The organism is Paenibacillus thalictri (assembly GCF_004307995.1).
Classification (GTDB): Bacteria; Bacillota; Bacilli; order Paenibacillales; family NBRC-103111; genus Paenibacillus_AF; species Paenibacillus_AF thalictri.
Window position 1 is genome coordinate 285,360 of record NZ_SIRE01000002.1, and the last position, 12,221, is coordinate 297,580.

Genomic DNA, 12,221 nt, shown 5'->3' on the forward strand with positions numbered 1-12,221 from the left:
AACCGTACGATCTGTCTTCTCCCTACAGAGCCCCTTCCAAGTTTTTGAATTGATTATAAAACATCCGGTAATACATCCCCTGCTCCTCAATAAGCCAGTCGTGAGCGCCCCGCTCGATAATTTCCCCGCGGTCGATCACCATGATCGTATCCGCATCGCGGATCGTGTTCAGCCTATGCGCGATGATAAACGTCGTCCGGCCTTTCATCACGTTCAGCAACGCTTCCTGAATATGCAGCTCCGTGCGCGTGTCGATGCTACTGGTCGCTTCATCCAAAATAAGGATCGAAGGTTTAGCCAAAATAACCCTTGCGATCGCCAGCAGTTGGCGTTGTCCCTGGCTTAAATTGCCCCCGTTCTCCGACAATACGGTATCGTACCGCTGAGGCAGCCGGTTAATAAAACCGTCGGCATTGGCCATCATCGCCGCGGCCTCGATCTCTTCATCCGTTGCGTCAGGTTTGCCGTACTTGATGTTTTCCTTAATCGTCCCCGAGAACAAATACGTGTCTTGCAGCACGATGCCAAAACACCGCCGCAAGCTGTCCCGCGTATATTCTTCAATGTTCCGCCCGTCAATCCGGATACTGCCGCTTGTCGTATCGTAAAATCGGGTGAGCAAATTCACAATCGTCGTTTTACCCGCTCCCGTCGGGCCGACAAGCGCATGGCTTGTGCCGGCCTGAGCCGTAAAGCTGATGTTTTTCAGAATTGGAACGTCCGGCCTATAACCAAAGCTGACCTGATCGAACTCGACAAGCCCTTGCGGATTGGTTAGTTCAACTGCTTCCGGCGGGTCGGCCGCTTCATCCCGCTCATCCAGCACTTCAAATACCCGCTCCGCGCCGGCCACACCCGACTGCAATACATTATATATATTTGCCAAATCGTTCAGCGGCCGCACAAACTGCCGGGAATACGTCAGGAAGCTGGCAATCACGCCGACGGTTACGACACTTTTGACCGCCAGCACGCCCCCGACGATCGCTACCGCCGCAAATCCGATATTGTTGACAACGCCAAGCAGCGGCATCAGAAAACCGGAAATAATCTGCGCTTTGAGTCCGACCTCGTACAGCTTTCCGTTGACCTCGTTAAACTCGGCAATCGCCTTATCTTCGTGATTAAACGCCTTCACGACAAAAATGCCGGATATCGTTTCTTCGATATGACCGTTCAGCTTGCCTAACTCCGTTTGCTGCGCCTTAAACAGCACGGACGTTTTTTTCGTAACCAACCTGCCGCAAATATAGACCAAAGGCACGGTAATTAAACTGGCCAAAGTGAGCAGCGGGCTTAAATAAATCATCATCGTCAGCGATCCGACAATCGCAATCGCCCCCGACATTAACTGGGACGCGGACTGCGAGATGGTATTGCTCACATTGTCGATATCGTTGGACAACCGACTCATTAATTCTCCGTGACGCCGCGTATCGAAATACGTTAACGGAAGCTTCTGCAGCTTCTGAAACAAAGCGTGGCGCAAGCTCAGCACGATGCGCTGCGAGACGCCCGCCATCATCCATCCCTGCAGGAAGGTCAGCAAGCTGTCGCCGATGTATACGGCAATCAAACCGGCGATGAACACATAAATGATGTCGAAGCTGGCCGTAACATCCGGATGGTTCATGGCATCCACAGAATGCCCGATTAAATAAGGGCCGCATAACGTGACCGCGGCGTCTACCATAAGAATCAGGAAAATGACCGACAGCCACTTCCGTTCTTTCCCGATAAACTGCCACAATCTTTTTAAAGTGCCTTTTAAATTTTTCGGTTTTACGATAGGTGCACCGCGTCCTCCGGGCGGGCCAAAACCGCCGCCTCCGGGCCGCCCTTGCACGACCATCGGAACCTGCTGCTGATTTGCTTGGGAATCTCGGGATGTTTCGTTAGGCTGCGGCATCGTTATCGCATCTCCTTGCCGATCTGGGATTGAAATATTTCCTTGTATACCCGGCAGTTTTCGACCAGGCTGTCGTGCGGGCCGATGCCCACCACTTCTCCGCGATCCAGCACGACAATTTTATCGGCATCCATCACCGATGTAATCCGCTGGGCAATAATAAGGCAGGTCAAATCTTTGGCGTACGTTTTTAACGACTCTTTGATCCGCGCCTCCGTCGCAACATCCACCGCGCTTGTGCAGTCGTCCAAAATCAAAATGTCCGGCTTGCGGACAATCGCCCTGGCAATGGACAGCCGCTGCTTCTGCCCTCCTGAGAAGTTAACCCCGCCTTGACCAAGCCGGGTATCGTATTTCTCGGGAAACGACGAAATGTATTCGTGGGCTTCGGCGATTTTGGCCGCGGTTTCAATCTCCTCCGGCGTAGCGTCTTCTTTCCCCCATCTGACGTTGTCAGTGACCGTACCGGTAAAAAGCACGGTTTTCTGCGGCACGATTGCGATACGGCTGCGCAGCCGCTTCGGATCGACGCCGCTTACATCCACACCGCCTACAAGCAGGCGGCCCGAGGAAATGTTGTAGAAACGCGGAATTAACGATACCAGCGTGCTTTTGCCGGATCCGGTCGAACCGATAATGCCCACGGTTTCCCCGGGCAGGCAGGAGAACGTCACATTTTTGAGCACGGGTTCTCCCACCGTACCTTCATAGGAAAAACTGACGTTCTCGAACGCGATGCTGCCATTAGCCGGCCCAGGTTCGGCATCTTGCCGGCTCCCCGACTCATGCGGCTGACCGCCGCTTTCCTGCATCAGCACCTCGCCGATCCGCCCGGCGGAAGCTCTGGCGCGAATAAACATGTTGAACACCATGGAAATCATCATCAGCGAGAACAAAATTTGCGTCATATAGTTGATAAACGCGATAATATGGCCGACCTGCATGTGCCCTTGCATGACGCGATGCCCGCCGTACCAAACGACGGCAACAATGCCCAGATTCACGGTCAAAATAATGCCCGGATTAAAAAAAGCCATCGCCCGCATCGCTTGAACCGAGCGGGACTGATATTCGCGGTTCGTCCTGTCAAACTTCTCCACCTCGAAGTCAAAGCGGTTAAACGCCTTGACGACCCGCACGCCGGACAAATACTCCCGCATGATGCTGTTCAGCTTATCCAGCGCCTTCTGTACGTTCAGAAAACGTGGGAACCCTACTTTCATGTTAAGAACGATCAGCACGCCGACGACCGGAACAACAACCGCCAGCACAACGGAAAGCTGCGGATTCAGCCGGGTTGCCATAATCAGCCCGCCGATGCATAACAACGGCGCTTTGACGAATATCCGCATCAGCCCGTTGGAGAAATTCTGCACCTGCGTCACATCGTTTGTCAGCCGGGTCACCAGCGAGGCGCGGTCGAATTGATCCACATTGTCAAACGAAAACGTCTGGATCTTGCGGAACAAGTCGCTCCGCAGTTCCGTGCCGAACCGCTGCGACACGGTGCTGGCGATCACGTTGCGGCTCAGCGAAATCACGGCGGCCGCCGCCGTGATGCCAATCATCACCCCGCCCATTTTCAGCACATAGTCCATGCGCTGCTCCGCCACGCCCACATCGATGATCTTCGACATTAACGTCGGAAGAAGCAAATCGCATACCGCCTCGCAGGTTAAAAACAATACGGCTAACGAAAACGGCTTTCCGTACTTTTTTAAATACTTTTGTAAAAAATGCAAAAAATCCCCTCCTGAACGTACGCATAATACGTACCCTTACCCAAAAGTATTTAGCCTCACTATATAAATTACTACGCTTTTTTCCATTTGTCACTAAATTAAGATCGGCCCGCCAAAAACGTATTCACGCAAAACAGCTCCGCAGCGGCAATAAGCCGTTACGAAGCTGTTGTTCCAAGCGTTTATTCAATTTGCCGCTTACAGCTCCAGCGTGGACAAAGCGATTTTAAAAACGACTTTACGGTTGGTGCGGATTTCCGATTCCGTGCAATTCGGACGGTGCAGGTCGGTCGGGTACAGCAGCACGAATTGATGCGGCTTCAAATAAATCGGCAGCTCGTCGGCAGCCTCGTCATAGAAAACGATATCCTTCTCCCGGTTTTCCTCCAGCGGCGCGCGTCCGTCGCGCGGAGGGCGGCCCACATACATCACTTCTTCCCCTTCCAGCAAATACTGCAGGTCAACGTACTTGAAGTGATGCTCCGGTTTTCTCTCGGCTTTGGGAGCCGTAACAGCCTCTTGCACCATGGCAAACAGCTCTTTGCCGTTTACTTCGTATGTCCCCGGCTTCAGGGCTGCAAGATCTTGCTGCGCAAGCCAGTCAAGCGCTTGGGCAACCGGCTTTGGATACAGGCTTTTTTCTTGACGATAACTTTCAATGTCGGTAAAAATCACTACGACCACTCTCCCGCGAGTAAAGTTTGGACTTGTCCCCATTTCATTATAGTCGGTTTCAGATCAACATAAAGACAAATTTTTGATAACGCGGCCATGTTTTCCATCGTAAATAGGTAATCACATAAGAATGTGCCGGGACTTATCCATAATTTATAGCAATCGACACTTAACGGAGGGTCATCAAAATGCCAAAATACGCAATCATCAATGCGGACGATTTCGGCCTTGCTCCCGGCATCAATCGCGGAATTATCGAGGCTTACCGCGCCGGTGGGATCACAAGCACAACACTGATGGTCAACATGCCGGGGTTTCAAGACGCCGTGCAGCTTATGCGTTCCGTTCCTTGCCCGGGAGTCGGTCTGCACTTTAATTTGACCTACGGAACGCCTATTTCCCCTCCGTATCTGGTTCCATCGCTTGTTTTGCCGGACGGGCGGTTTCGGAACAATATCGTCCAGGATGGAATACGCGACGAACGCGAAATTGAGCTGGAGCTCGAAGCGCAGTGGAATAAGTTCATCGCCACCGGATTCCGCCCGACACATCTGGATTCCCATCATCTGCTGCATCAGTCGTTTCCCGCCGTATTTAGAAAAATGGCCCGGCTTGCGGTAAGGGAAAGCATTCCCCTGCGCAGGGTGCAGGCTGAACACGCCGCAGCGGCTCCGGCACCGCTCACGACCGATTTTGTGCTGCTGGATTCGTACCCTCGGCCGGACGGTTTGTATAAGCTGCTGCAATATTTGCATACACTCCCCGAAGGAACAACGGAGATCATGTGTCACCCCGGATATGTCGACAGCACTCTGCTGTCCATATCCAAATGGATCGAAATCAGGGAAGCGGAGCTGGACGTGTTTAAAAATCCGGCAATCGCCCAAACGATGCGCGAGCTGGACATTATCCCGCTCCATTACGGTCAGCTCACCGGCGAGATGAATTTTGCGGTCGTTCCCCCCGCTCCGCCGGAGCTGCCGGAGGAGGTCCCTGCCGTTCGTCCGCGCAAAAAAAAGGCGGCCTCCAGGCTCCGGATCAGAGGAAAACGCCGAAAAAAAAGAGCCGCCTTTTCCAAAAGGGCAGCTCGAAGCAATTCGGTTAAATCCGGCGGCCGGGCGCGCAGCCGCCATAAGAGCAAGCGCAGCGCGGCTTGATGCCGGGAGACGGCCAAGGCGCGGCCGGAGCATTGCCGGGGCGTGCCCGAGGCGCAGCTTGATGCCGGGGCATACCCATGGCGCTCCGGCGCAGGCTCTTGTTGCTGCACGCCACCAGATGGCGCTCCAGCAGAGGATTAGCCTTGCTGCATGCTCACCGCTAGATACACGCCGGACGGCAGCGTGGCCTATTGCTGCATGCTCGCCATCAGACGGCGGGCCGGCCCGCTTGGCGTGTCGATCGTCTCATACAGTTTCAGCACAAGCGGATACTCCAGCTGATCCGATCCCGTATCGTAGAAATTAATCAGCTGCTCGCCGTTAATCATCCGATTGTCGCCGTTTAAGCTGACGGTCGTCGAAGCGACTTTGCGCCCGACTTTGTTTTCCAGCTCAATCAACAGCTTGTTGTAGTTGCTGTCCACGAATACCGGGTCTACGCTTTTTAAATCAAATGTAATTTTTAATCTGTACATGTATTCGTATTGTCTGGTCGTTTGGTTCAAGTTGACGTTATTGCTGAGCGACCAATCCTTGATGGAAACTTCGAACGGGTACATCAGCAGTTTGGCGTTATCGAGCCGTGGTTTATTGACGGCCAGACCGACTTGGCCAAACGTCGAACGGTACGGAGCAGCCGTTTTGTCGTCCACGAGTCTTAACGTGTAGGCATCTTTCACGCCATCAAGCGGCAGCACAAACGAATACGCCAACGCATAGTCCGTATCCGGCGCAACCATGGTCGCAGCCGCGTTTAATCTCGTGCCGGCGTAAGTGAACCCTCCTCCGACCAGTTCGGCGGCAAATTGCGGAACCGGAAGCGGCTTGTCGGAACGGTTTTTGAAACGCAGCTTGACAAGGCCGGTTTGATAGCCCATACCTTTGTTTTCGTACAGCTGCAGATCGACGACCGATACCGAGATATTCGGGTTAATCGCCGTGTTCAGCGGATCGATTGGCACAACCGTTTCTACCGTATACGAGGTCGGCGGAGTGGCTTCCTGAGCCTGCAGTTGGCTGGTCGTCGGCATAGATACGCTCAGTCTGCCGATCGAATAGCTGATCTGCGCCGCAGCATCGGTACGATTCGGTATTTTGAAGCTGTGCGGCGTCGATATCGTGAAGCTTTGCAGCTCGGTATCAAGATCGGTCGGAATAGCGTAATAAATGTACTTCTTCTCGCCGGGATCCAGCGCGGTGACGGTTTGGTCCGCTCTTGTTCCCTTGAACACCTGGCTGGCGGAACGGCCGTTGATCGAGAAATTAGGTATTTTCTCGCTTTTGCCTCCCGGATTTTCGGCCAGCAGCTTCATCACCTTCACCGGATTTTGCGATTTGTAGTCGGTAGTGAGACTTACCGGCGTATACGTTAACGGAGAATCCAGCGACGGGATCGTAAATGTTTCTCCCCACGCCTTAATGGCGGACGCATCGCTCACCCAAGAGCTGTCGCCGTGCCATACCAGGTTGGCGACGGGCAGATCCAGCATCGTTGTCTCCACCTTCGGATAGACGTCTTTATTGACGTCGATCCACAGCAGATCCGCAGGCGCCACTTCGCCTCCGATGTCGATCTGCGCGTAATAAATCAGCTCGATGCTGGACATCGGCGGCACGTTAACCACATTGTCCGCGCTGCCGCGCAATGTATATTTCGCGCCGTTTGCTGCAAGCGCGCGCACTTCGTAATCGGGCACCCGCACCGTGTCTCCGGTTACATTGTACATTTTGACCGTTGCGGCAAGCCGGGTGCCGTCCAGCGTATGCTCGCTCAGCATGCCGGTCACCTTAACTTGAAGCGCATCGGATAAAACAACGGGATATCGGTTATCGACGACAACCGCCGTGCCCGCATCGTCGGCCCAGGCGGCCGAATACGGGAACGACAGCAGCAGCGAGGCAATGACCGCCGCAGACAACGTTTTTTTCATGTATTTTTTCATGATAGGTCCTCCTAAGAGTTTTGCGAAGTAAAACTGGGATCGAAAGCATAAGCTTATTTTCTGACAGTGACCTTATCCTTGTCCTTCAGCTCCTGGCCTCCGGAAACGATAACTTGTTCGCCTTCCTTTACCCCGCTTAATACTTCGCGGTTCGGTTCGACGGTACGGCCTAAGGTCACCTTGCGTTTTTCGGCCGTTTGATCGCTACCCACGACAAACACGTAGTTGTCGTTGCCGTCCTTCACAATACCTGCAGTTGGCACCGTAACGACATCCTGCTGCGTATCGCCGCCAACTTGGAGTTTTACTCTCATCCCCGACTTCAGCTTCATGTCGGCATTAGGGACGCTCAGCTCCAGCACGTACGATTTGCTTTGCGGGCTCATCACGTCGGCAGCGTAAATGACCGTTCCGGTCAATTTCATGTCGGAGCCTTGTACGGTAAGCGGAAGTTCCTTTTTGCCGCGAACCAGTTTCATCGCATTTTCGGTCAAATCGGCATGAACCTTAATCGGATTTTGCTGCTGAATGACCCCTGCGACATAACCGGCAGGTATGGTAATTCCCGCTTCCGGGTTAAAATCGGTCAAAATCCCGCTGATCGGCGCTTTTACTTCAAAATCGCCAATCGTTTTGTCGATGTCCCGCAGCGAAACGTCAGCCGTATCCAGCTGAATCCGCAATGAAGCGAGCGGGTCGGTCGCATCGATGTTGGCAAGCTGCTTTTGCGCCGTATCCAAATCAAGACGGGCGGTCTTCAGCTGCGTTTCCAGTTTCTCCATCTGCGATTTCGGCACAAGACCGGAGTCGTAATCGTTGCGGCTGTTGTTGTAGCTTTTCTCCAGATCGGCGATCGTCAGCGTCAGCTTTTCAACCGTATTTTTCAACACGCTGCGGTTTGTCGATACGTCCTGGCTTGTTTTATCGATTTGCGCCTGCAAATTTTGCTTCGTGAGCTCCGTTTTTTCCTTGCTCCGCTGGGCGTCCGAATTGTCGATTCGCATAATGACCTCGCCTTGCTGAACGACGTCGCCGCGTTTTTTGAGCAGCTCCGATACGTCCCCGCCGACTTTGGCTACGATGTTCACCTGCGACGAAGATACGACATCCGCATCGATTTCCGATTTATCGTCCATTTTCATTTTGACGGCCTGCGCGGTTTTGACCGAACGGGCGGATTCGCCGGCATTCGATACCGAACAGCCCGCCGCCAGCGCCCCGATCAGAAGAATGGCTATGCCTGTGGCGGAAACACGCTTCCACCGAGTGTGCAATTCGCTATTGCTTAACATGAGAACTCTGCCCCTTTCCATACTTCCTCAAAAAATTCAATCCCCCATGCGGGGCCCCGCTTATTCACCCATGACGTGTACTTTTTCGCCGCCCGCTCCCTTGGACTTGCCTTTCAGGAACAACGCCAGAAAAGCGCTGGCCACGGATAAAACCCCTGTAACGATAAATACGTCATCAAGCCCTTGAATGACCGAATTGAGCTGAACTTGCCCGCTTAAATAACCGATTGCATTCGCTTGGGCTTGAACGGCGCTTTGCCCCATCGCGACATATTGATTTACCAGCTTGGCAAAACCGTCGGCCACCGGAGCGTGAAACATGTTCATTTCTTCGGATAACGATGCCGCATGGAAGTCCTTGCGCTGCGCAAAAAGCAGCGAGAGCCAAGCGATCCCAAAGGAGGCGCTGATTTGCCGCACCGTATTGGAGAGCGCAGTGCCTTGCCCCATCTTCATCATCGGCACGGTATTCATGCCCGCCGTCTGAATCGGCATCATCATCAGCCCCATGCCGATTGCGCGGATCACCAGCCAGATGATAATCGTCGAATAAGACGTGTTTACATCCAGCTGCGCCGTTAAAAACAGCGACCAGCCGGTAATGAGCATTCCCAGAAAGCCGATTATGCGGGCACCGATTTTATCGAACAACGCTCCGGCAATCGGCATCATCACTCCGACCATCAGCGACTGCGGCAGCAGGATGAGACCGGTCTGCACAGCGGAGAGGCCGGACAAGTTTTGCAAAAATACCGGAAGCAGAAACAATACGCCCATCATGATGATCGTCGCGATGCTGGAAAGCACCAAAGACAACGTAAACGTAAAATTTTTCAGCAGCGACAAATCCAGCATCGGATTGTCGATCAGAAGTTCAATGACGACAAATAATACCAGGCATAACGAGCCGATGCCGACAAATATCAGCACCTCGGAGTCGGTCCAGCCTTTCTCCGCCACCTTGCCCACGCCGTAAAGCAATGAAGCAAGCCCTGTGCTGGAGGTGATGAATCCCCAGAAATCAAACTTTTTGAATGTCGGCGCTTTAAACTCCTTTAATACCGCAAGCGCCAGGAAGAAGTCGAAGATGCCGATCGGCACGTTGATCGTAAAAATCAGCCGCCAATCCAAATACTCCACGATATAACCGCTAAGCGTCGGGCCGGTTGCCGGCGCAAACATAATCGCCACCCCAAACAACCCCATCGCCATACCCCGGCGTTCCGGCGGAAACATGCGGAAGATCATCGCCATGCTGATCGGCATCAGCGCGCCGCCGCCAACCGCTTGGAAAATCCGGAACAAAATCATGCTGTCGTTGCTCCAGGCAATGCCGCATAACGCCGAACCGATCGTAAACAAAACATTGGCGATCAAAAACATTTTTTTATAACCGAACCGGTCGCCCAAATAACCGGTAACGGGAATCAGCGCGCCGCTGACGAGCGAATAAGCAGTGACTACCCATTCGATTTCGTTCTGGCTGACGCCGTACACCGCCATCATCTTCGGAATCGCGACATTGACGATACTCGTATCGAGAATCGCCATAAACACGGCGATAATAATCGCAAACATCGCAAGGCCGAGTCCTTTCTGGGCCGCCGGGTTTCCCCCCGGATTGCCGATCTGCGGCGCTCCGCCGGAAGCCTCATCTTTTGCAGACACGTCAGGCTCCTCCCTTCTATAACCGAACAACCGCTTTTATGTAGCCATGAAATTATTTTTCGATTTTGATCACGACGTTCAGTCCCGGCACCAGCCGTTTGCCTTGGTTGTCGTCGATCGCGATGCGAACCGGTATGCGCTGAATAACCTTGGTGAAGTTACCGCCAGAACTTGACGACGGCATCAGCGAAAAAGAAGAGTTGGTGCCAAGTCCAAGCCGTTCCACGTGGCCGGTAAGCACCACGCCGGGGAAAGCATCGACTTTGATCGTGACGTTATTGCCGATTCTGGCGTCGTTGATTTCCGTTTCCTGCAAATTGGCCGTAATATACAGCTGGCTGAGATTCGTGCTCATGGCCAGCGCACTGCTTGGCGATACCATCTGGTCTTTAATCAGATTGGTTTGGATGATGGTGCCGTCTTCCGGAGCCGTGATGTCCATCGTAATGGCGGGCGTGTTGCCCCGGGCCGGCGTAGTCTCCACAATGCCAAGCACGTCGCCCTTCTTGAACGAATCGCCTTCCTTGTAGTTCCACTCAAGCAGCTTGCCGGCTCCCGGCGCGTAAATCGCCCGCAAATCGCCCTGAATGCGAGCGTCTTCCGTGCTTATATATCTGCTTGCCATCGCATAATAATAAGTGCCGCCTGCTCCTCCACCCAGCAGAACAATCGCGAGTATGGTGAGCAGAATGATTTTTTTCTTCATAATTGCCGTTGCTCCTCTCTTTTTACGTCCAAATCCTTATGGCTGCTTATGCTCAGGCCCTTGCAGCATTTTTCGCGCGATGGCAAGAAATTGATCCACTTCCTCCACAGTCACGTTGTTAAACAATCTCACCAGCATGTCATTTCTCTGCTTGCGGATCTTCTCCACGATTTCCCGCGCCGAGTCCGACAATTGCACCCATACGAGCCTGCGATCCGTCTCATCCCGGGTACGCTCAATGTATTTATCCCGGACCAGCCGGTTGATCGCGATCGTTGTCGCGCTGGCAGACAGCTGAAGTTCCTCCGCCAGCTCGCTGACGGTTTTGCGGCCCGTGCAATTCAGCGTAAACATCAGCAGCAACTGCTGCTTCGACAAGTTTTTGACGATCGGCGGCGGGACTCCCCGGGATTGCCTGATGCCCAATTGAATCAATTGTTCAAACTCGTGCAATCTCTTCTCCCAATCCACAGTCTCTCTACTCCTTCCCCTTACTCCTTTAACAGATAGAAGCTTTTCCTTTAAAATTTTTTAATAAAAAATGTTTTTACCTTAAAACATTTCCTAACTAAATTATCATATGGAAAAATAAGACGTCAACACATTTTTTTCAAAAAAGTTTGTGATAGAATAAAGATAAATCTGTTCTAAAGTAAAGGAGACGTCTATGCCAGACAGTCGCGACATATTTGAACTGGAGGAGGTATGCAGGCAGGTGTTTCAGCGGATTAAGACCGGCTGGAATTCTTTTGAGGAAAATGGCTTCTCCGCCTCGCAAGGTTTTATTTTGGAGAAACTTGAAAGGGAAGGGCCGCTGAAGGTATCGCAGGTCGCCGACGCGCTTTGCTTCACCGCCGGGGCCATTACGGCGCTTGCCGATAAGCTGATTTCCGCGGGGTATACGGAAAGAAAACGTTCGGAGGAAGACCGCAGGGTCGTTTATTTGGAGATCACGCCCCAGGGGCGGGAGATGCTCACCCGAATACGCGAGCACCGCAAGCAAGTGATCGAAGGTTTCTTCAGCAGCGTATCTCATGAGGATTCGCAGCATCTGATCCGCATATTCAGGAGCATTTTGAACAACGAAGATAAGCGGGAATAGTCCGCGAACATAAATAAGCCGAAGGAG

At 52.9% G+C, this 12,221-nt stretch carries 10 protein-coding genes; 2 read left to right on the forward strand and 8 right to left on the reverse strand.

The features are described from left to right. Positions 1-22: 22 nt before the first annotated feature. The 3 genes from EYB31_RS01505 to EYB31_RS01515 all read right to left on the reverse strand — a co-directional run bounded on the left by EYB31_RS01505 (position 23) and on the right by EYB31_RS01515 (position 4,335). Positions 23-1,852, reverse strand: a complete 1,830-nt coding sequence (locus EYB31_RS01505) for an ABC transporter ATP-binding protein (protein WP_240762010.1) — start codon at positions 1,850-1,852, stop codon at positions 23-25. A 59-nt stretch (positions 1,853-1,911) separates the two neighbouring features. Beyond that, positions 1,912-3,651, reverse strand: a complete 1,740-nt coding sequence (locus EYB31_RS01510) for an ABC transporter ATP-binding protein (protein ID WP_131011489.1) — start codon at positions 3,649-3,651, stop codon at positions 1,912-1,914. A gap of 198 nt (positions 3,652-3,849) precedes the next feature. Continuing rightward, positions 3,850-4,335: a NanQ anomerase/TabA/YiaL family protein gene (locus EYB31_RS01515; RefSeq protein WP_165452145.1), complete on the reverse strand. Its 486-nt coding sequence runs from the start codon at positions 4,333-4,335 to the stop codon at positions 3,850-3,852. A 179-nt stretch (positions 4,336-4,514) separates the two neighbouring features. Between EYB31_RS01515 and EYB31_RS01520 the strand changes: the two genes are divergently transcribed. Continuing rightward, the gene (locus EYB31_RS01520; protein ID WP_131011491.1) at positions 4,515-5,483 is read left to right on the forward strand and encodes a carbohydrate deacetylase; all 969 of its coding nucleotides are present in this window, start codon (positions 4,515-4,517) and stop codon (positions 5,481-5,483) included. A 188-nt stretch (positions 5,484-5,671) separates the two neighbouring features. On the opposite strand, the gene EYB31_RS01525 is transcribed toward EYB31_RS01520, so the two are convergent. The 5 genes from EYB31_RS01525 to EYB31_RS01545 are packed head-to-tail and all read right to left on the reverse strand — an operon-like array spanning position 5,672 to position 11,563. Further along, positions 5,672-7,426 carry a hypothetical protein gene (locus EYB31_RS01525; protein ID WP_131011492.1) on the reverse strand — a complete coding sequence of 585 codons (1,755 nt, stop codon included), beginning with the start codon at positions 7,424-7,426 and terminating at the stop codon, positions 5,672-5,674. 53 nt (positions 7,427-7,479) lie between these two features. Then, positions 7,480-8,718, reverse strand: coding sequence for an efflux RND transporter periplasmic adaptor subunit (locus EYB31_RS01530; protein ID WP_165452146.1), 1,239 nt, complete (start codon positions 8,716-8,718; stop codon positions 7,480-7,482). Positions 8,719-8,778: 60 nt separating this feature from the next. Beyond that, a complete protein-coding gene (locus EYB31_RS01535; protein WP_131011494.1) occupies positions 8,779-10,386 on the reverse strand; it encodes a DHA2 family efflux MFS transporter permease subunit in 1,608 nt (535 codons plus the stop codon). Between the two features lie 52 nt (positions 10,387-10,438). Continuing rightward, entirely contained in the window at positions 10,439-11,092 is a 654-nt protein-coding gene (locus tag EYB31_RS01540) for a biotin/lipoyl-containing protein (RefSeq protein WP_131011495.1), read from the reverse strand. Between the two features lie 36 nt (positions 11,093-11,128). Further along, positions 11,129-11,563 carry a MarR family winged helix-turn-helix transcriptional regulator gene (locus tag EYB31_RS01545; protein WP_131011496.1) on the reverse strand — a complete coding sequence of 145 codons (435 nt, stop codon included), beginning with the start codon at positions 11,561-11,563 and terminating at the stop codon, positions 11,129-11,131. Between the two features lie 196 nt (positions 11,564-11,759). On the opposite strand from EYB31_RS01545, the gene EYB31_RS01550 reads away from it, so the two are divergent. Then, on the forward strand, positions 11,760-12,194 hold the full coding sequence (locus EYB31_RS01550; RefSeq protein ID WP_131011497.1) for a MarR family winged helix-turn-helix transcriptional regulator: 435 nt from the start codon (positions 11,760-11,762) through the stop codon (positions 12,192-12,194). Positions 12,195-12,221: the final 27 nt, after the last annotated feature.